This is a genomic window from Streptomyces sp. 7N604 (assembly GCF_052245475.1).
In the GTDB taxonomy this organism is placed as follows: Bacteria; Actinomycetota; Actinomycetes; order Streptomycetales; family Streptomycetaceae; genus Streptomyces.
Window position 1 is genome coordinate 294,642 of the sequence record NZ_JBQQBX010000004.1, and the last position, 19,504, is coordinate 314,145.

Genomic DNA, 19,504 nt, shown 5'->3' on the forward strand with positions numbered 1-19,504 from the left:
GCAACGCAAGACGCAGGAGACAACGTCATGGTCCAGCGCATGTCCCGGATGATGCTCAAGACACTGCGCGACGCCCCGGCCGATGCCGAGACCGCCAGCCACAAGCTGCTGGTCCGCGCCGGGTACGTCCGCCGTTCTTCCGCGGGGATCTGGACCTGGCTGCCGCTCGGCAAGAAGGTCCTGGAGAACGTCGCCCGCGTGGTCCGCGAGGAGATGGACGCCATCGGCGGCCAGGAGGTGCTGCTGCCCGCGCTGCTGCCGAAGGAGCCCTATGAGGCCTCCGGGCGCTGGGAGGAGTACGGCGACCTGCTGTTCCGGCTCAAGGACCGCAAGGGCGCCGACTACCTCCTCGGCCCCACCCACGAGGAGATCTTCACCCTGGTCGTCAAGGACCAGTGCACGTCCTACAAGGACATGCCGGTGATCCTCTACCAGATCCAGACCAAGTACCGGGACGAGGCGCGGCCCCGCTCCGGCGTGCTGCGCGGCCGCGAGTTCCTGATGAAGGACTCGTACTCCTTCGACACCGACGATGAGGGCCTCGACGCCTCCTACCAGCTGCACCGGGAGGCGTACACGAAGATCTTCCAGCGGATCGGCCTGGACTACCGCATCGTCTCGGCCGTCTCCGGGGCCATGGGCGGCTCGGCGTCCGAGGAGTTCCTCGCCCCTGCCGCCGCCGGCGAGGACACCTTCGTCGACTGCCCGGCCTGCGACTACGCGGCCAACACGGAGGCGGTCACCGTCCCCGTCCCGGAGGTCGAGCAGGTCGAGCACCCGCCGGTCGAGGAGCTTGACACCCCGGACACCCCGACCATCGAGACCCTCGCCGAGTACCTGGGCGTCGAGCGCTCCGCGACCCTCAAGAACCTCCTGGTCAAGGTCGACGGGAAGATCACGGCCGTCGGCGTGCCGGGGGACCGCGAGGTCGATCTCGGCAAGCTCGGCGAACACCTCGCGCCCGCCGTGGTGGAGCTGGTGACGGCGGAGGACTTCGAGGGCCGCCCCGACCTCGTACGCGGCTACGTCGGCCCGCAGGGGCTGGCCGGGACCTCCTTCCGGTACATCGCCGACCCTCGCGTCGCCCCCGGCACCGCGTGGATCACCGGTGCCAACAAGGACGGCAAGCACGCCAGGAACGTGGTGTGCGGGCGGGACTTCGAGGTCGACCAGTACCTGGACGTGGTCGTCGTCGAGCCGGGCGACCCCTGCCCGCGCTGCGGTACGGGGCTGGAGATCGGCCGGGCCATCGAGATCGGCCACATCTTCCAGCTGGGCCGGAAGTACGCGGACGCCTTCGAGCTCGACGTGCTGGGCCGGGAGGGCAAGCCGGTACGGGTGACCATGGGCTCGTACGGCATCGGCGTCTCCCGGGCCGTGGCCGCGCTGGCCGAGCAGACCGCCGACGGGCAGGGGCTGTGCTGGCCGCGCGAGATCGCGCCGGCGGATGTGCACGTGGTCGCGGCCGGCAAGGCGCAGCAGACCGAAATCGCCCTGGAGGTGGCCGAGAAGCTGCACTCCGCGGGCGTGCGGGTGCTCGTCGACGACCGGGCGGGCGTCTCGCCGGGCGTGAAGTTCACGGACGCGGAGCTGATCGGCGTCCCGGCGATTCTGGTCGTCGGGCGGCGGGCGGGCGAGGGCGTCGTCGAACTGAAGGACCGTCACACGGGGGAGCGGGAGGAACTCCCGGTCGACGAGGCCTTGGCGCGCCTGGCGAAGGCGTAGGCGCGCCACCCGGTTGTCGGCATGCGTTCCGCGGGGCTGGGGCACCTCCCAGGCGAAGCTCTGGGGGAGGGTGGGCACAACCGGCCACCGGCCCGCGGTCGCGTACGAGACGGCAACCCTCGGCGGCCAGCTGCGCGCCGTCGCCGGGCACGCCGTGGATCACAGCCAGGCCGCGAACTCCAGGAGAAGTTCGCCATCTTGGGGGCGGCCAGCGGTCAGCGCGCGTACGCCCGACTCGACCGCGCGGAACACCGTCCAGCCGCGCAGCCGCTCGCGGTCCACGTCCAGGGAGTCCGCCAGCTTCGCGACCCGCCGGCGCGCCGCGGACGCCCCGCCCGGCGAGGCCACCAGGTCCTCCAGGCGGTCTCGGACGAGCCGCGCCAGGTCGTACGCGCGCTCTCCGACCACCGGCTGCGGCCCGACCGCCAGCCAGGGTGCCCGCTCCGCCGCCAGCACCTTGCCCTGCCGGAAGCGGCCGTGCAGGAGCAGGACTTCCGGGGGTGCGGCCGCCAGCGCGTCGCGTATGGCCAGGGCGTCCTCCACCAGCGGCGCGGCGCCCTCCACCGCCGGGTCCTCGAGAGCCGCGCGCAGCACCTGCGCCACGCGCGCGGTCCTGTCGGCCACCGACTCGAAGGGATGGTGCTCGCCGGGCGGGACCCACAGCTTGCGCACCGTGCCCGCCGCCTCGAGCTGCGCCTTCGCCTCGGGCAGCGAGCTCAGCGAGACCTCGCCGTGCAGCCGCTCGAGCAGCAGAGCCCCCGCCTCCGGATCGGCGTCCAGCAGCCGTACGGCGCCCCAGCCGTCCCAGTGCGCCAGCGCCGCGTGCTCGGGCCGGGAGCGCGCGCCGGGGGCGAGGAGCTTGAGCGCCGCCGGACTGCCGTCCGCCCGCCGCACGAGGACGACCAGGCTGCTGCGGCCGCCGGGCGCCTGTACGCGCTCAACGGTCAGGTCCCAGCGGACCAGGGCCTCCTGGACCAGCTCCGGCAGCTCCTGCAGCCACTCCTTCCCGGCGTCCCCGTACTCCTCGGCCAGCGCGCGCACGAGGCGCTGCGGCGGCTCGAGGGGAGTGCCGGCGTCGGGCCGTGCTGCTGAAGCCATCCCTGAGCTGTCCCTTTCCATCTCCATCGCTGCGTGCGGGCATCTGCGGACCACGAGCGGTCCATACGCAGTCCGCCCCGTTCCGGTGACAGCCGTCAGAGCGCGTCCGCCGTGCTGCTCGCCGACTCGGAGGGCCCGGCCTCGGCCCGTCGTTCGGCAAGCCCAGGGAAGGCTACGCTGCCGCCTCTCCAGCGCACCGCCCGCACCGCCGCCTCCCGCAGCGCGGCCGCGGCCTCGCGGCGCAGCGAGCCCTCCGAGGCGCGCACCAGGTCGCCGTACACCCCGGCCACCCGGTCCTCGAGCTCGGCGGCGAGCCGGACGGCGGCGGCCTCGTCGGGGACCGGGAAGGGCAGGGCATAGGCCGCGGCCGAGGCCTCGGGCGTGCCGCCCATGTCGCGGACGGTGCGGCCCAGGGCGTCCCGGCGCGCCCGGTGCGCGTCGTACGCCTCGCGGGCGTCGGCCCGCCTGCTCTCTCCTATCCGCGCGCCGGCCACGCCGTACCCGTACACCGCGGCATGCTCCGCCCCCAGCGCGGCCTGCGTGGCGGCGAGGGCGCCCTCCTGGGAGGCGGGGCGGGCGCTGGGGGTGTGGGTGGTCATCTCGTCTCTCCTGAGCCACGAGCTGGGGTGCGTACGGCCCGGGCGGATCCCGGTCTTAGGCGTGGTCGCATCAGCCGCCCTCCGTGAGGAGGTACACGTGGGCCGCACCGGCCGCAGCGACCGAGGCGAGCAGGCGGGCCAGCTCCGGGGCAGCGTCGAGCAGGGCGGCGGCGCGGGCGTCGGCCGTGCGGCGCTCGGCGTCGGCCAGCGCGGCGAGGGCCTGGCCCTCGTCGTCCGGGATCTGCGGCGGCCGCTCCGGCGGGCGGCTCCGGGAGGCCGAGGGTGACGCGCCGGAGGCCCGGGGCGGGGAGAGCGCGTCCGCGTGCTCGGCGACCTCGGAGCGCAGCGGCGCCAGCAGGCCCGCGAGCGCCGGGTGGGCCTCGGCCGTCGCGTCGTACCGCGCCAGCAGGGCCCGCGAATCGCGCGCGCTCCGCTCGCGCAGCCTGCGGGCCGCGGTGCTCCGCTCGGCCCGCTCGGCCGCGGAACCGTCGTCCGAGCAGCCGGAGAGCACGGCGGCGGCGCCGCAGGAGCCGAGCGCCCCGGCGAGCAGACTCCTCCTGCGCGGTCCGGACACCGGGGCGGGCACCGGCTCGGACACCGGCTCGGACACGGGCTCTGAAACCGGCGCGGCGTCCGGCCCGGGCGCAGGCCGGGAGACGGGCCCGGACGGGGGCCGTGACGGTGTGGGGAGCGGCACGGTTCACATCCTGTTGTGGAGCGAGGGCGCAAGAGGCCGGTGATCGGGGAGAGGCCGGGCCGGGACGGACGCCCTTGATCGGCTGGAGCCGAGAGTACCCGCGCGTACCGCGAGGACCTGCGACCGGCTCGGCCCTGCCCCTTCCACGCCTGCCACGCCCGCGAAACGCGGACAGCACCACCGCCCGTGACCGGATACCCTTTGACCTGACACGCGCCTTCCCACAACAGCACACGCGGCCGAGGAGTCACCCGGATGAGCACCACCCAGAGCGAGAGGCTGCGCGGACTGCTCGAACCGCTCGTCGCCGCGCGAGACCTGGATCTGGAAGAGATCGAGGTGACACCGGCAGGGAAGCGACGCGTACTCAGGATCGTGGTGGACTCCGACGAGGGTGTCCAGCTGGACGCCTGCGCCGAGTTGAGCCGGGCGGTCTCCGAGAAGCTGGACGAGTCCGACGCGATGGGCGGAGCTCCGTACGTCCTCGAGGTCACCTCCCCGGGCGCCGACCGGCCGCTCACCGAATTGCGCCACTACCGCCGCGCCACCGGCCGGCTCATCAAGGCCCGGCTCGCCGCGGGCGGGGAGCTGGTCGCCCGGATCACCGCCGTCGACGAGGAGGGCCTCGACCTCGAGGTGCCGGGCGTCAAGGGCCGCAAGCCCACCACCCGCCGGCTCGCCTTCGGCGAGATCGCCAAGGCCCGGGTGGAGATCGAGTTCAACCGCAAGGCCGCCGAGAAGAGTGCCGCGGCCGCTGACGACGAGAGCCAGGAGGAGGCGTAGCCGTGGACATCGACATGAGTGCCCTGCGGGGTTTGGTACGGGAGAAGGAGATCTCCTTCGATCTGCTGGTCGAGGCGATCGAGGCGGCCCTCCTCATCGCGTACCACCGCACCGAGGGAAGCCGTCGCCACGCGCGCGTGGAGCTGGACCGCAACACCGGCCATGTGACCGTGTGGGCGCAGGAGGACCCGGCCGACCTCGAGGAGGGCGAGGAGCCCCGCGAGTTCGACGACACCCCGTCCGGCTTCGGCCGGATCGCCGCGACCACCGCCAAGCAGGTCATCCTGCAGCGGCTGCGGGACGCGGAGGAGGAGATCACCTTCGGCGAGTACGCGGGCCGCGAGGGCGATGTCGTCGCGGGCGTCGTCCAGCAGGGCAAGGATCCCAAGAACGTCCTCGTCGACATCGGCAGGCTCGAGGCGATCCTGCCGGTGCAGGAGCAGGTCCCGGGCGAGGACTACGCGCACGGCACGCGGCTGCGCTCGTACGTGGTGCGCGTGGTCAAGGGCGTCCGCGGCCCCTCCGTCACCCTCTCCCGGACCCACCCCAACCTTGTGAAGAAGCTCTTCGCCATGGAGGTTCCGGAGATCGCGGACGGCTCGGTGGAGATCGCGGCCATCGCGCGCGAGGCCGGCCACCGCACCAAGATCGCCGTACGGTCCACCCGCTCGGGCCTCAACGCCAAGGGCGCCTGTATCGGCCCGATGGGCGGCCGGGTGCGCGCTGTCATGGCCGAACTGGGCGGCGAGAAGATCGACATCGTCGACTGGTCGGACGACCCGGCGGAGCTGGTCGCGCACGCGCTGTCACCCGCCCGGGTGAGCAAGGTCGAGGTCGTCGACCTCGCGGCCCGCTCGGCCCGCGTCACCGTCCCCGACTACCAGCTGTCGCTGGCGATCGGGAAGGAAGGGCAGAACGCCCGGCTGGCCGCACGCCTCACCGGCTGGCGGATCGACATCCGCCCGGACACCGAGCAGCAGCCCGTCGGCCAGACCGCCGAGTAGCCGCCGCGGGCCCGGCAGGCCCCGCGGCGAAGCAGGGGGCTGCCGGAAAACGGCGGCCCGAACGGAAATAACGAGTAGCCGTACGGGCATTACCCCAGCAGGGTGAGGTCGGTACGGGGAGGTAGACTTAGGCGTGTCTGGCCGGACGCATGCCCGCGCATGCCCAGAGCGAACGTGTGTGGGATGCCGGGAGCGAGCGGCCAAGGACGATCTGCTGCGGATTGCGGTGATCGAGGACGCCTGTGTCCCCGATCCTCGCGGTACGCTCCCTGGCCGGGGTGCTTATGTGCACCTCGCCCCGGTCTGTCTTGACATGGCGGTCCGCCGCCGGGCGTTCTCCCGGGCCTTCCGAGGCCGGGGACCGCTCGACACCACGGCCTTGCGCCAGTACGTCGAGCAGGCAACAGAGCAGGCAACACCGTAAGAGCACGGCACGGGAAACCGTGCGGTCAGGTACCTCGCGAGTCGGAAGTAGGTCGAGATTGCGATGAGCACTCGATGAGTACGCGATGAGTACGCCCATGAAGTAGCGACGGTCCGGCGGACACCCCGGACCAGAAGGAGCGAAGTGGCTAAGGTCCGGGTATACGAGCTCGCCAAGGAGTTCGGAGTCGAGAGCAAGGTCGTCATGGCCAAGCTCCAAGAACTTGGCGAATTCGTCCGTTCGGCGTCCTCGACGATCGAGGCGCCGGTTGTACGCAAACTGACTGACGCTTTCCAGCAGGGCAACGGCTCCGGCCGTGCCGCAGGCAAGCCTTCGGCGCCCCGCAAGGCGGCGCCGGCCAAGCCGTCCCCCACCCCGGGTGCGACGGCTCGTCCCGCTGGCCCCAAGCCCAGCGCGGCCAAGCCCGCCGCCGAGGCAGGGGGCCCCGTAACTCCCGCGGCTCCGGGTCCGCGGCCCACTCCGGGCCCGAAGACCCCGGCGCCGAAGCCCGGTCCGGCCCAGCCGGCGACGCCCGCTCCGGCCTCCCCGGAGTTCACCGCACCGCCGACGCCCGCAGGGCCCAAGCCCGGCACCCCGGGTCCGCGTCCCGCCCGCCCGGCCGGTCCTGGCCAGGGCCGTGGCGAGGGCACCCGTCCGGGTGCTTCGCGCTCCGGCGGCGAGCGTGCACCGCGTCCCGGTGCCCGCCCGGCCGGTCCGCGTCCGGGCAACAACCCCTTCACGTCCGGCGGCAGCACCGGTATGGCGCGCCCGCAGGCGCCCCGTCCCGGCGGTGCGCCGCGCCCCGGCGGCCAGGGCGGCCCCGGCGGCCCGCGTCCCGGCGGCGAGCGCCAGGGCGGTCCCCGTCCGCAGGGTCAGGGCGGCGCTCGTCCGACCCCGGGCGGCATGCCGCGTCCGCAGGGTGCCTCCGGCGGTCCCCGTCCGGGCGGCGGTCCCGGTGGTAACCGCCCGAACCCGGGCATGATGCCGCAGCGTCCGTCCGCAGGCCCGCGTCCGGGCCCCGGTGGCGGCGGTGGCCGTGGTCCTGCCGGTGCCGGACGTCCCGGTGGCGGCGGCCGTCCGGGCGGTGGCGGCGGCTTCGCCGGCCGTCCCGGCGGTGGCGGCGGCGGTCGTCCCGGTGGCGGCGGCGGTTTCGCCGGCCGTCCCGGTGGTGGCGGCGGCTTCGGTGGTGGCGGCGCAGGCCGTCCCGGCTTCGGTGGCCGTCCCGGCGGTCCCGGCGGCCGTGGTGGCACGCAGGGCGCCTTCGGCCGTCCCGGCGGTCCGGCGCGCCGTGGCCGCAAGTCGAAGCGGCAGAGGCGCCAGGAGTACGAGGCCATGCAGGCCCCGTCCATCGGCGGCGTGATGCTGCCTCGCGGCAACGGGCAGACCGTCCGCCTGTCGCGTGGTGCCTCGCTCACCGACTTCGCGGAGAAGATCAACGCCAACCCGGCGTCGCTGGTCCAGGTGATGTTCAACCTGGGCGAGATGGTCACCGCGACCCAGTCGGTCTCCGACGAGACGCTGCATCTCCTCGGCGAGGAGATGAACTACGTCGTCCAGATCGTCAGCCCGGAGGAGGAGGACCGCGAGCTTCTCGAGTCCTTCGACATCGAGTTCGGCGAGGACGAGGGCGGCGAGGAGGCCCTGGTCTCCCGCCCGCCGGTGGTGACCGTCATGGGTCACGTCGACCACGGTAAGACGCGCCTGCTGGACGCGATCCGTAAGACCAACGTCATCGAGGGCGAGGCCGGCGGCATCACCCAGCACATCGGTGCGTACCAGGTCGCGACCGAGGTCAACGAGGAAGAGCGCAGGATCACCTTCATCGACACCCCGGGTCACGAGGCGTTCACCGCCATGCGTGCCCGCGGTGCCAAGTCGACCGACATCGCGATTCTCGTGGTGGCGGCCAACGACGGTGTGATGCCCCAGACGATCGAGGCGCTGAACCACGCCAAGGCGGCCGAGGTGCCGATCGTGGTCGCGGTCAACAAGATCGACGTCGAGGGCGCGGACCCGACGAAGGTGCGCGGTCAGCTGACCGAGTACGGCCTGGTGGCCGAGGAGTACGGCGGCGACACCATGTTCGTCGACATCTCCGCCAAGCAGGGTCTGCACATCGACCAGCTGCTCGAGGCCGTGGTCCTGACCGCGGATGCCTCGCTCGACCTGCGGGCCAACCCCGTCCAGGACGCGCAGGGCATCGCGATCGAGGCGCACCTCGACCGCGGCCGCGGCGCCGTGGCGACCGTGCTCGTCCAGCGCGGCACCCTGCGGGTCGGCGACACGATGGTGGTCGGCGACGCGTACGGCCGCGTCCGCGCGATGCTCGACGACAAGGGCGAGAACCTCGAGGAAGCGGGTCCCGCGACCCCCGTCCTCGTCCTGGGTCTCACCAACGTCCCGGGCGCCGGCGACAACTTCCTCGTCGTCGACGAGGACCGCACGGCCCGGCAGATCGCCGAGAAGCGGGCGGCCCGTGAGCGCAACGCCGCGTTCGCCAAGCGGACCCGCCGGGTCTCGCTGGAGGACCTGGACAAGGTGCTCAAGGCCGGCGAGGTGCAGCAGCTCAACCTCATCATCAAGGGCGACGCGTCCGGTTCCGTCGAGGCCCTGGAGTCCTCGCTGCTCCAGCTCGACGTCGGCGAAGAGGTCGATCTGCGCATCCTGCACCGCGGTGTGGGTGCGGTCACCGAGACCGACATCGACCTGGCGACCGGCTCCGACGCCATCGTCATCGGCTTCAACGTGCGCGCCGAGGGGCGTGCCACGCAGATGGCCGAGCGCGAGGGCGTGGACGTCCGCTACTACTCGGTCATCTACCAGGTGATCGAGGAGATCGAGGCGGCCCTCAAGGGCATGCTCAAGCCGGAGTACGAAGAGGTCGAGCTCGGCACGGCGGAGATCCGCGAGGTCTTCCGCTCCTCCAAGCTCGGCAACATCGCGGGTGTCCTCATCCGCTCCGGCGAGGTCAGGCGGAACTCCAAGGCCCGCCTCGTCCGCGACGGCAAGGTCGTGGCGGAGAACCTCACCATCGAGGGTCTGCGCCGCTTCAAGGACGACGTCACCGAGATCCGCGAAGGGTTCGAGGGCGGTATCAACCTCGGCAACTTCAACGACATCAAGGTCGACGACGTCATCGCGACGTACGAGCTGCGCGAGAAGCCGCGAGGCTGATGCGCACGCCGTGACCGGGGCCGGTCGGCGGAAAGAATTCCGTCGATCGGCCCCGGCCGTTGCGTGTACGGTTTCGAACGGCACGTACTCCCCCAGCTACCGCGGGGAGGTGCCCCCACCCAGCTACCGCTGGGAGGTATCCCCGGGGCCCCACGGGTGGCTTGACCCGGACCGCATGTACGTAGGGACGCTGTCCTTCGACCTCCTCCTCGGCGACGTACGGTCGCTGAAGGAGAAGCGCTCCGTCGTCCGCCCGATCGTCGCCGAGCTGCAGCGGAAGTACGCCGTCAGCGTGGCGGAGGTCGGTGAACTGGACCTCTACCGCAGGGCCAGGATCGGCCTGGCGGTCGTGTCCGGGGACGCCGGGCACCTCACGGACGTCATGGACCGGTGCGAGCGCATGGTCGCCGGCCGTCCTGAAGTGGAGCTGCTGTCCGTACGACGGCGCTACCACGGCGACGACGACGAGTGACTGCGCCGTCGGCCGCACATCGCATCAACGTGGAAGAGAAGAAGGAGACGGACCAGTGGCCGACAACGCGCGGGCCCGCAAGCTGGCGGACCGCATCCAGGTCGTGGTCGCGGAGACCCTGGACCGGCGTATCAAGGACCCCCGGCTGGGGTTCGTGACCATCACGGACGCGCGGGTCACCGGTGACCTGCGCGATGCCACGGTCTTTTACACCGTCTACGGCGACGACGAGGAACGGGCGGCGTCGGCCGCGGCGCTGGAGAGCGCCAAGGGGATCCTGCGGTCCGAGGTCGGGCGGCAGACCGGGGTGCGGTTCACCCCGAGCCTGACGTTCGTGCCGGACGCCCTCCCGGAGACCGCCCGCACCATCGACCACCTGCTCGACGAGGCGCGTGCCAAGGACGCGCAGGTACGGGAGGCGTCCACGGGCGCGACGTACGCCGGCGACGCGGATCCGTACCGCAAGCCGGGGGAGGACGAGCACGAAGACGAGCGCGAGCACGAGCGCGACGACGAGCGCGAGGACGAACTCTCCGAATGAAGCGCAGGAACACGGGGCCGGAAGGGCTGGTCATTGTCGACAAGCCGTCCGGCTTCACTTCGCATGACGTCGTCGCGAAGATGCGCGGCATCGCCCGCACGCGGCGGGTCGGGCACGCGGGGACCCTCGACCCGATGGCGACCGGCGTGCTCGTGCTCGGCGTCGAGAAGGCGACCCGGCTCCTCGGGCACCTGGCGCTGACCGAGAAGGAGTACGAGGCGACGATCCGGCTCGGCCAGACGACGCTCACGGACGACGCCGAGGGCGAGATCACCGCCTCTGCCGGAGCCCCGGGCCTCTCCCGCGAGGCGATCGACGCCGGGGTCGCCAAGCTGACCGGCGACATCCTGCAGGTGCCGTCGAAGGTCAGCGCCATCAAGATCGACGGCAAGCGGTCGTACAAGCGGGTCCTGGAGGGCGAGGACTTCGAGCTGGCCGCCCGGCCCGTCACCGTCTCGTCGTTCCTGGTGCACGAGGTGCGGGAGGCCGTCGCCGAGGACGGCACGCCCGTACGCGACGTGGACGCCACGGTCGTCTGCTCCTCGGGCACCTACATCCGGGCCCTCGCCCGCGACCTCGGGGCCGACCTGGGCACCGGCGGCCACCTGACCGCCCTGCGCCGCACCCGCGTCGGCCCGTACGGCCTGGACGCGGCGCGCACGCTGGAGCAGCTCCAGGAGTCCCTGACGGTCATGCCGATCGCGGAGGCCGCCGCGGCCGCGTTCCCGCGCTGGGACGTGGACGCGGAGCAGGCGCGGCTGATCTCGAACGGTGTGCGGCTGGACGCCCCCGGTCTGGGCGCGGAGGGTCCCGTCGCGGTCTTCGGGCCCGACGGGCGCTTCCTGGCGCTGGTGGAGGAAGTGAAGGGCAAGGCGAAGAGCCTGGCCGTGTTCGCGTAGCGGCGGGGCAGGTCAGGTGCGAGCCCTGCCACTGGTCCGACGCCGGTGAAAACGGCAGGCATCCGGCATGGCAGTCTTAGACCTGCGCAATCGGATAGGCATCACGTGCATCACGTACACGGTTCGGGCGAGGAGCGGTCACAGTGCAGCGCTGGCGTGGCTTGGAGGACATCCCCGAGGGCTGGGGGCGCAGCGTCGTCACCATCGGCTCCTACGACGGTGTGCACCGCGGCCACCAGCTGATCATCGGCCGCGCCGTCGCACGCGCGCGTGAACTCGGCATCCCCTCGGTCGTCGTCACCTTCGACCCGCACCCCAGCGAGGTCGTACGCCCCGGCAGCCACCCGCCGCTGCTCGCCCCGCACCACCGGCGCGCGGAGCTGATGGCGGAGCTGGGCGTGGACGCGCTGCTGATCCTGCCCTTCACCGCCGAGTTCTCGAAGCTCTCGCCCGCCGACTTCGTGGTGAAGGTCCTGGTCGACAAGTTGCACGCGAAGGTGGTCGTCGAGGGCCCCAACTTCCGCTTCGGGCACAAGGCGGCGGGCAATGTCGACTTCCTGGCCGAGCTGGGCAGGACGTACGACTACGAGGTCGAGGTCGTCGACCTGTTCGTGCGCGGCGAGGCGGGCGGCGGCGAGCCCTTCTCCTCGACCCTGACGCGGCGGCTGATCGCGGAGGGGGACGTGGCGGGCGCGATGGAGATCCTCGGCCGCCCGCACCGCGTCGAGGGCGTCGTCGTGCGGGGCGCGCAGCGCGGCCGCGAACTCGGCTACCCGACAGCCAACGTGGAGACGCTGCCGCACACCGCGATCCCGGCGGACGGGGTGTACGCGGGATGGCTCGAGGTCGCCGGCGAGTCGATGCCCGCTGCGATCTCGGTGGGCACGAACCCGCAGTTCGACGGGACGGAGCGGACCGTCGAGGCGTACGCGATCGACCGGGTCGGGCTGGATCTGTACGGGCTGCACGTGGCCGTGGACTTCCTGGCCTACTTGCGGGGGCAGGAGAAGTTCGAGTCGATCGAGGCGCTGCTGGAAGGCATCGCGAACGACGTGAAGCGCTCGCGGGAGCTCGTCGAGTCACATGAGGCAGAGCGCGGTGTGCGCCGGGAGGCGCAGGGCTGACGCGGCCACGCCGGTGACATGTGGGACATGGGGAAGGGCCCGGGCGCTTGATGCGCTCGGGCCCTTCGACGTGCCGGTCAGCCGGTCGGCTCGCGCTGCCTACTGCTGCGGGGAGGCGGGCGGCTGCGGGAAGCCGTAGCCGGTTCCGGGCTGGGGCGGCTGAGGCCCGTCCCCGTCCCTGGGGTGGGGCGGCTGAGCGGGGTGCTGGCCGGGCCGGCCCGGCTGGCCGTGCTGCTGCCCTGGTTGGCCCGGCTGTCCGGGTTGGGGCTGGGGCCAGCCGTAGCCGGGCTGGGGTGTGGGGGCACCGGGCGGGCCCGGCTGCGGCGCCTGCTGCGCCTGCTGGGGCCAGCCGGGCTGCGCGGGACCTGGTTGGCCGGGCTGTCCCGGCTGTCCTGGCTGTCCTGGCTGTCCCTGTCCAGGCTGAGCGGGCTGTCCCGGCTGCTGTTGCCAGCCCTGCTGAGCACCCGGCTGCTGATGGGGCTGCCCGCCTTGCTGCGGGTGCGGCTGCCCGTACGGGTGCGGCTGTCCCGGCTGCTGCGCCTGCTGGGGCCAGCCCGGCTGCGCGCCGCCCTGGTGCCCCGGCATCGGCGGTGCCACCTGCGGGGGCGGGTTGGTGCCGTCGCCCGTCCAGAGCCCCTGCGCCTGCTGGGCGCGGACGAAGTCCTCGGCGACGAGCGCGGAGAGGTTGAAGTACGCCTCGCGAGTCTTCGGCCGCATCATGTCGAGGTCGACCTCGGCGCCCGCCGACAGGTGCTCGTCGAACGGCACGACCACCACGGCGCGGCAGCGCGTCTGGAAGTGCGACACGATGTCGTCGACCTTGATCATCTTTCCGGTCTCACGGACCCCGGAGATGACCGTGAGGCTGCGCGCCACCAGATCCTGGTAGCCGTGCGCGGACAGCCAGTCCAGGGTGGTGCTCGCGCTGCTCGCGCCGTCCACGGACGGCGTCGAGATGATGATCAATTGGTCGGCGAGATCGAGCACTCCGCGCATCGCGCTGTAGAGCAGACCCGTACCCGAGTCGGTGAGGATGATCGGGTACTGCTTGCCGAGGACGTCGATCGCCCTGCGGTAGTCCTCGTCGTTGAAGGTCGTGGAGACGGCCGGGTCGACGTCGTTGGCGATGATCTCCAGGCCGGAGGGCGCCTGGGACGTGAACCGGCGGATGTCCATGTAGCTGTTGAGGTACGGGATCGCCTGCACCAGGTCGCGGATGGTCGCGCCCGTTTCGCGCCGCACTCGGCGGCCGAGCGTGCCCGCGTCCGGGTTGGCGTCGATGGCCAGGATCTTGTCCTGGCGCTCGGTCGCGAGAGTCGCCCCGAGCGCCGTCGTCGTGGTCGTCTTGCCGACGCCGCCCTTGAGGCTGATGACGGCGATCCGGTAGCAGGACAGCACGGGCGTACGGATCAGCTCGAGCTTCCGCTGCCGCTCCGCCTCCGCGGCCTTTCCGCCGATCTTGAAGCGCGACCCGCCGCCCTCGGGCTTCTTGCTCTTGGGCTTCTGCTTGCTGTTGCGCAGCAGCCGGTCGGAGGACAGCTCCACGGCCGCGGTGTAACCGAGAGGCGCGCCTTGCCCGGCGCGCTGGCGCTGCTCGGGGGTGACGGTGGGCCAGCCGCCGGCGCGGGGGTCGGCGGGTGCGGCGGGGGCCTCCGGCTGCTGCTGGATGGGGGGTTGGGGTTGCCCGGGCTGCTGACCGGGCTGCTGTCCGGGGTGGGCCTGGGGGAAGCCGTAGCCGGTGCCTGGGTTGGGCTGCTGCTGAGCGGGCTGCGGCTGCCCGGTCTGCTGGCCGGGCTGTACGGGCTGCTGCTGTCCGGGGTGCTGGCCGGGCTGCGGTCCGGGCTGTCCGGGCTGCCCGGGGTGCCCCGGCTGTACGGGGTGTACGGGCTGACCCGGCTGGGCCTGCTGCGGGTGTGCTGCGGCGGGCGGCTGCGGTGCACCTTGTTGCGGTGCACCCTGCTGCGACCAGCCGACGCCGGGCTGCGGGAACCCGTAACCACCCTGCGGTGCAGGGGAGTTCTGGCTACCAGCTGCGGGCTGAGCGGTCGGGCGGCTCGGATCGGTCGGGGCAGGGGGCGCGGACCAGGCGGGTGGCGTGCCGTACTCCTCCGGCCGCGGCTGTCCGGGCTGGACCTCTCCGGGCTGGGGCCGACCGGTGCCGGACTGGTGCTGCTGGGGCGCATCCGTGCGCTGGTGGGGGAGTTGCGGGAAGCCGTAACCGCCCTGCTGGGCGCCCGGCTGCGGGTCTGCTGGCGGGCTGCCCGGGCCCGCTTCCGGCGCGGGTGAGGGGGCGGGGACCGGCGCTTGCGGCGGCTGCCAGGCGGCGCCGGGCTGCGGGTGCGGGTAGCCGTAACCGCCCGCTCCGGCCGCCGTGTTGGACTCCGGCTGCGGCTGCGGCTGCGCGGGCTCGGCCGGTTGGAAGGCCGGGGGCAGCGGCGGCAGCCCGGGTTGGGCTACGGGAGGCGGGGCCCAGGCGACGGGCTTGGCGTCCTGGGGCTCCGCGTCCGTCGGTCCGGCAGCCGGAGCGCCGGCTGTTGGTCCGGGTACGGGAGTACCGGTCGGCCCGGCCTGCGGCACGGGGGGCGGGGTCCATGCGGTGGGTGAGGCGTCCTGGGGCTCGGCGCCCGGTGATCCGGCCGCGGGAGCACCGGCGGGACCGAGGTCCTGGACGTCGTCCGACGCCCCCTCGTCGGCACCGGACTCCGCCTCGCCGCGTACGGCGTCGGACGGCTCGCCGTCCGCATCGCGACTCGCGTAGGCCGGGGCGGCGTCAGCGGGAACGCCGTCCGCCGGTACGGAGTCGGTGGGGACGCCGTCCGTTGGGGCTGCGTCGGCAGGAAAGCCGTCCACCGGAAGGGAGTTGGCCGGAACCGCGTCCGCAGGAACCGCGTCCGCAGGAACCGCGTCCGCAGGAACCGCGTCCGCAGGAACCGCGTCCGCAGGAACCGCGTCCGCAGGAACCGCGTCCGCCGGTTCTTCGGCCGCGGGTGCCGGGTCCGTCGGTCCTGTGCCGACGGGCTTCGGACCTCCCGTCAGCCGCCCGGACGGCTCGCCGCCCAGATCCGCACCGTCGCCATGGACCGCAGCTCCGCTGCTGTCTTCCGCGCCGTCCTTCTTCGCCGCGCGCTCCGCGATCTCGCGCCGCAGGGCGGCGGTGGAGATACGCATGGTGGCACCGCTGCGCAGATCGCCGTCGTCGGGCTCCTCGTCGACGGCCGGAGCTGCGTCGCGGGCCTCTTCCTCCCCCTCCGTTTCATCGGAAGCGTGGGAAGGGGACTCGTCGGGCCCGGCGACGGAAGCGGCCACGGATGGCGTGGGGAAGAGCGGCGACAGAGGAATGGACGTCGGATCGGCCGCATGAGCGGTCGGCCGCTCCGGCCTACTCTGCGCCTCCGCCTCCGCCTCCGCCTCATCTTCGTCTTCCTGCGCCTCCAAGGAGGGCTCTTGCCGGGAGACAGGCTCAGGCTCGGAGGGCTCCGGCTCGGAGACGGGCTCCGGTGCGACCGGCGCCGGGGGCGCCGGCGGACTCCACGCAGGCTGGAACTCCCCGCCCGGAGGAAGCCCCGGCACGGCGACCGGGCTGCCCGAGGGCGGCGGAGGTGCGAACGAGGCCACCCCGTTGCTGCCCCCGCTCGCGCCCGAACCGCTCCCGCTCGAACCGCTCCCACCGGAACCGGCCGACGAGTTCGTGTACCAGGCAGGCGGCGTGTAGTCGATCGTGAACTCGCCCGTCGTCTCGGGATCCGCGTCGGACCGATCCTCGCCGGGGGTCCCTCCGCCCGCGCGGATCTCGTCCCGATCGCTGCTCACAATGCCTCCTGGTGTGGTCTTTCGCCCGTCTACGCGCAGTGGGGGCCGACCGTCCCCGTTCGCCCGGTCGCTGGGCCTCTCCCCCGTATGACGCGGCTGCCCCACCCTCAGGTTCGGCTGCCACGCCTGACCCCAGCCTAATCACCGTAAGCACCCCTTCGGCAGGGCCGTCCCATGGAGGGGTGATGTCCCGTACATCACCCGGTGACCAGATGTCCGTTCGAGGCAGGGGGCCCACCGCAATGGTGGATGAATCCGCCTGATTCCGCGACCTTCGGACCTCTTCGCGGTCGCCAACGGAGGGATGAGGGAGGCCGGTTGCGCAGGCATGGCTGCGTCTCCGGTGGACGCGAAGTGGGCGTGAAGCCACCGCCTGCCTGGTCCCCTCTGGTGCGCTCACGCTCCACAGCCAGGCACCAGGAGGAGCGGTGGTAGAAATAACTCCCGCTTGATTGCCGTTGACTGGCGGGATTCGCGCCCGATTCGCTCCGCTCTGCAGCCGATTGCTCCAGAGCAGCGGGGGAGGTCGGTCGGGCGCCGGACCCGCGTGAAGAGGTATGCGTCCGATGTCGCAGCCGCCGCAACCGCCCCAGCCGCCGAACCAGCCGCCTCAGGGCGGCTTCGGCGCCCCCCAGGAGCCCGTACACGGGCATCCACAACCACCCGCGCAGCCGCCCCAGACACCGCCGGTTCCGCCCGCCGCGCCACCGGCCGTGCCGCCCGCGGCTCCACCGTCCCAGCCCCCGGCCGCGGGACCGAATCCGTACGCCCAGCAGCCCCCGTACGCCCAGCAGCCCTCCGCGTACGGCCAGCAGGGTCCGTACGGACAACAGCCAGGACAACAGCCCGGACCGTACGGACAGCAGCCCGGACAACAACCCCCGTACGGACAACAGCCCCCATACGACCCGCAGTACGGCTCGTACCCGCCCCTCGGAACGCCCCCGACCGGCAGCGGCCTGAACGCCAAGCGCAAGCCGCTCATCATCGGCATCGCGATCGCCGCCGCCCTGCTCGCCATCGGCGGCGGAGTCCGGCTCGCGACGAGCGGCGGTGGCGACGACGACAAGAAGCCCGTCGTATCCGGCTCGAAGGGCGACGAGGACGCCGAGGACGGCGGTGACGAGTCCGGCGGCAGCGGCGACGAGGCGGGCGGTCGCCCCGGCGGTGACGGCCTGACCGGGGCCGGGGGCGAGGGCGGCGAGGCGAAGCTGCTCTGGCAGGAGCCCGCGCCCAAGGCGTCCAAGAACGGCGTCGACGTCCCCGGCTTCTACGCCGTCGGCGATGTCGTCGTGAAGCCCGCCCTCAAGCAGGTCGTCGCGTACGGCGCGACGGACGGCAAGGAGAAGTGGACCGTCCCGCTCAGCAAGGAGGTCTGCGCCGCCCCCCGGCACACCACGGACGACGGCAAGGTCGTCGTGGCGTACGAGGGCACCAAAGAGGACGAGTGCAGCAACCTCGCCATGATCGACATGAGGACCGGCAAGAAGGTCTGGGACAAGCCGATACCCAAGTCGGGCGGATTCGGCGAGGGCTTCATCGGCACGAAGGTGGCGCTCAGCGGTAACGCGGTCGCCGCGTCATGGTTCGGCGGCTCGGTCGTCTTCCGGGTCAGCGACGGCAGGCAGCTGCCGCAGCCGGACAAGGCCTCGGGCTGCTCGGTCGACGGCTTCGCGGGCGGCGAGGCCCTGCTGCGCGTGACGACCTGCCTGGACGACAACTCCCGCCTGGAGAAGCTGAACACCACGACCGGCAAGGCCGAGTGGACCATGAAGACCGAGGGCGGCATGCAGGTCAGCAAGGTCTTCTCGTCAGACCCCCTCGTCGTCTCCCTCGCCGACAAGAACCGCAAGTCGGGCGGGATCGTCGCGATCAGCAACGGAAAGGTCCGCTCGACCCTCGACCTCGGCAAGGACACGTACCAGCCGAAGTGCGGCATGAGCGTCCTCGCGAAGGACCTCAGCAGCTGCCAGGGAGTGGCCGCGGACGAGGACACGCTCTACCTGCCCACCGAGGCGAAGCAGGGCGGCGGCGCGGGCACCGGAAGGGCGAACGAGATCCACGCCTTCGACCTGAACACCGGCAAGCGCAAGTGGACCTCGGCCGCCGGGGCCGGGCTGACGATGTCGCCCCTGCAGCTGGAGGGCAGGAACCTCCTCGCGTACCGGGAACCGACGTACGACAAGGCCGGTGCGGTCGTCGGCATCACGGCGGCAGCCGGCGGCAAGCCGAAGCCGGTCCTGCAGAACCCGCAGACGGCGAGCGAGGCCGAGCGCGGCTTCTACTCGTCGTTCATGCTCTACGACGGCGGGCGGTTCTTCATCGCCTCGGAGCGGCTGACGGGCGGGGGCGGCGGGCCCGAGAGGCTGATCCTGGCCTTCGGGAAGTAAAGGCACAGGCTGCGGGCTGGTACCCTGTGCAACGGCCGTTTGCGTACGCGCCCCCGGTCCCGTGTCACAGCGGGGACTGGAGGCAGCGCCCAGCGAGCCCCGCCTCCCGAGTCACGGAAGCTCCCCTGAGACGCAGACCAGGGGCACTCGGTGGCACAGACGAAGAACCTAAGGAGTATCGCGTGTCGCTCGACGCCGCTACGAAGAAGCAGATCATGTCCGAGTACGCCACCAAGGAGGGCGACACCGGCTCCCCCGAGGTCCAGGTCGCGCTGCTCACCCGCCGTATCACGGACCTGACCGAGCACCTCAAGACCCACAAGCACGACCACCACTCCCGCCGTGGTCTGCTCCTGCTGGTCGGCCAGCGCCGCCGGCTGCTGCAGTACCTGGCGAAGAAGGACATCACCCGCTTCCGCCAGCTGGTGGAGCGCCTCGGCATCCGCCGCGGTGCCGCGGGCGCCAAGTAAGTCGTGATGGAGGGAGCGGTTCCCGGACGAGGGGGCCGCTCCCTTCGCCGTACGCGCTGCCTTAGCCGCTTCCGTACGCGTCGGCGTGTGCGTCCCGCGCTTCAGCCGTCGTGAGGACGACCGAAGCTTTGTAGTCTGGTCGCACAGCGCCATAGCGACAACAGCACACCGAAAAGAGAAAAAGACGAGGAGGGGCGCCCCGCCCGCCGCCGGTCCTCGGTAGTGGCTCCCGGGGGACAGCCGCGCAGTCGTACACCGGCCGCGGCCATCCCCGGGTGCTTCGATCGAAGACCG

General features: G+C 72.5%; 15 protein-coding genes. 11 read left to right on the forward strand and 4 right to left on the reverse strand.

Annotated features, from left to right (window positions below; all coding sequences use genetic code 11):
• Positions 1 to 27 precede the first annotated feature (27 nt).
• Positions 28 to 1,725, forward strand: a complete 1,698-nt coding sequence (locus tag ACTWP8_RS06565) for a proline--tRNA ligase (RefSeq protein WP_443321173.1) — start codon at positions 28 to 30, stop codon at positions 1,723 to 1,725.
• Between the two features lie 159 nt (positions 1,726 to 1,884).
• On the opposite strand, the gene ACTWP8_RS06570 is transcribed toward ACTWP8_RS06565, so the two are convergent.
• From ACTWP8_RS06570 to ACTWP8_RS06580, 3 genes are all read right to left on the reverse strand, one after another.
• On the reverse strand, positions 1,885 to 2,823 hold the full coding sequence (locus tag ACTWP8_RS06570) for an aminoglycoside phosphotransferase family protein (RefSeq protein WP_443321174.1): 939 nt from the start codon (positions 2,821 to 2,823) through the stop codon (positions 1,885 to 1,887).
• Between the two features lie 95 nt (positions 2,824 to 2,918).
• Positions 2,919 to 3,422, reverse strand: coding sequence for a ferritin-like domain-containing protein (locus ACTWP8_RS06575; RefSeq protein ID WP_443321175.1), 504 nt, complete (start codon positions 3,420 to 3,422; stop codon positions 2,919 to 2,921).
• 70 nt (positions 3,423 to 3,492) lie between these two features.
• Positions 3,493 to 4,032 (reverse strand): hypothetical protein, encoded by a 540-nt coding sequence (locus ACTWP8_RS06580; RefSeq protein WP_443321176.1) that lies wholly within the window; start codon positions 4,030 to 4,032, stop codon positions 3,493 to 3,495.
• Between the two features lie 342 nt (positions 4,033 to 4,374).
• On the opposite strand from ACTWP8_RS06580, the gene rimP reads away from it, so the two are divergent.
• The 8 genes from rimP to ACTWP8_RS06620 all read left to right on the forward strand — a co-directional run bounded on the left by rimP (position 4,375) and on the right by ACTWP8_RS06620 (position 12,540).
• Entirely contained in the window at positions 4,375 to 4,902 is a 528-nt protein-coding gene (gene rimP / locus ACTWP8_RS06585) for a ribosome maturation factor RimP (RefSeq protein ID WP_443321177.1), read from the forward strand.
• 2 nt (positions 4,903 to 4,904) lie between these two features.
• On the forward strand, positions 4,905 to 5,906 hold the full coding sequence (nusA, locus tag ACTWP8_RS06590; RefSeq protein ID WP_443321178.1) for a transcription termination factor NusA: 1,002 nt from the start codon (positions 4,905 to 4,907) through the stop codon (positions 5,904 to 5,906).
• Between the two features lie 133 nt (positions 5,907 to 6,039).
• A complete protein-coding gene (locus tag ACTWP8_RS06595) occupies positions 6,040 to 6,330 on the forward strand; it encodes a YlxR family protein (RefSeq protein ID WP_443321179.1) in 291 nt (96 codons plus the stop codon).
• Positions 6,331 to 6,474: 144 nt separating this feature from the next.
• Positions 6,475 to 9,504 (forward strand): translation initiation factor IF-2, encoded by a 3,030-nt coding sequence (gene infB / locus ACTWP8_RS06600; RefSeq protein WP_443321180.1) that lies wholly within the window; start codon positions 6,475 to 6,477, stop codon positions 9,502 to 9,504.
• Positions 9,505 to 9,679: 175 nt separating this feature from the next.
• Positions 9,680 to 9,976 carry a DUF503 domain-containing protein gene (locus ACTWP8_RS06605; protein WP_443319482.1) on the forward strand — a complete coding sequence of 99 codons (297 nt, stop codon included), beginning with the start codon at positions 9,680 to 9,682 and terminating at the stop codon, positions 9,974 to 9,976.
• Between the two features lie 55 nt (positions 9,977 to 10,031).
• Positions 10,032 to 10,517, forward strand: coding sequence for a 30S ribosome-binding factor RbfA (rbfA, locus tag ACTWP8_RS06610; protein ID WP_443321181.1), 486 nt, complete (start codon positions 10,032 to 10,034; stop codon positions 10,515 to 10,517).
• Positions 10,514 to 11,416 (forward strand): tRNA pseudouridine(55) synthase TruB, encoded by a 903-nt coding sequence (truB, locus tag ACTWP8_RS06615; protein ID WP_443321182.1) that lies wholly within the window; start codon positions 10,514 to 10,516, stop codon positions 11,414 to 11,416. Before rbfA ends, truB begins: the two co-directional genes overlap by 4 nt.
• 143 nt (positions 11,417 to 11,559) lie before the next feature.
• On the forward strand, positions 11,560 to 12,540 hold the full coding sequence (locus ACTWP8_RS06620) for a bifunctional riboflavin kinase/FAD synthetase (RefSeq protein ID WP_443321183.1): 981 nt from the start codon (positions 11,560 to 11,562) through the stop codon (positions 12,538 to 12,540).
• Between the two features lie 99 nt (positions 12,541 to 12,639).
• Here the strand turns inward: ACTWP8_RS06620 and ACTWP8_RS06625 are convergent, their stop codons facing one another.
• Positions 12,640 to 16,350 carry an SCO5717 family growth-regulating ATPase gene (locus tag ACTWP8_RS06625; protein WP_443321184.1) on the reverse strand — a complete coding sequence of 1,237 codons (3,711 nt, stop codon included), beginning with the start codon at positions 16,348 to 16,350 and terminating at the stop codon, positions 12,640 to 12,642.
• A gap of 566 nt (positions 16,351 to 16,916) precedes the next feature.
• On the opposite strand from ACTWP8_RS06625, the gene ACTWP8_RS06630 reads away from it, so the two are divergent.
• Positions 16,917 to 18,740, forward strand: a complete 1,824-nt coding sequence (locus ACTWP8_RS06630; RefSeq protein WP_443321185.1) for an outer membrane protein assembly factor BamB family protein — start codon at positions 16,917 to 16,919, stop codon at positions 18,738 to 18,740.
• 182 nt (positions 18,741 to 18,922) lie between these two features.
• Positions 18,923 to 19,210 (forward strand): 30S ribosomal protein S15, encoded by a 288-nt coding sequence (gene rpsO / locus ACTWP8_RS06635; protein ID WP_443319488.1) that lies wholly within the window; start codon positions 18,923 to 18,925, stop codon positions 19,208 to 19,210.
• Positions 19,211 to 19,504: the final 294 nt, after the last annotated feature.

What these genes read in the sequence shown, in the direction of transcription:
- rimP (WP_443321177.1), top strand. Translation starts at nt 4,375, where the DNA reads ATGAGCACCACCCAGAGCGAGAGGCTGCGCGGACTGCTCGAACCGCTC.
- ACTWP8_RS06630 (WP_443321185.1), top strand. Translation starts at nt 16,917, where the DNA reads ATGTCGCAGCCGCCGCAACCGCCCCAGCCGCCGAACCAGCCGCCTCAG.
- ACTWP8_RS06605 (WP_443319482.1), top strand. Translation starts at nt 9,680, where the DNA reads ATGTACGTAGGGACGCTGTCCTTCGACCTCCTCCTCGGCGACGTACGG.
- truB (WP_443321182.1), top strand. Translation starts at nt 10,514, where the DNA reads ATGAAGCGCAGGAACACGGGGCCGGAAGGGCTGGTCATTGTCGACAAG.
- ACTWP8_RS06570 (WP_443321174.1), bottom strand. Translation starts at nt 2,823, where the DNA reads ATGGCTTCAGCAGCACGGCCCGACGCCGGCACTCCCCTCGAGCCGCCG.
- ACTWP8_RS06565 (WP_443321173.1), top strand. Translation starts at nt 28, where the DNA reads ATGGTCCAGCGCATGTCCCGGATGATGCTCAAGACACTGCGCGACGCC.
- ACTWP8_RS06575 (WP_443321175.1), bottom strand. Translation starts at nt 3,422, where the DNA reads ATGACCACCCACACCCCCAGCGCCCGCCCCGCCTCCCAGGAGGGCGCC.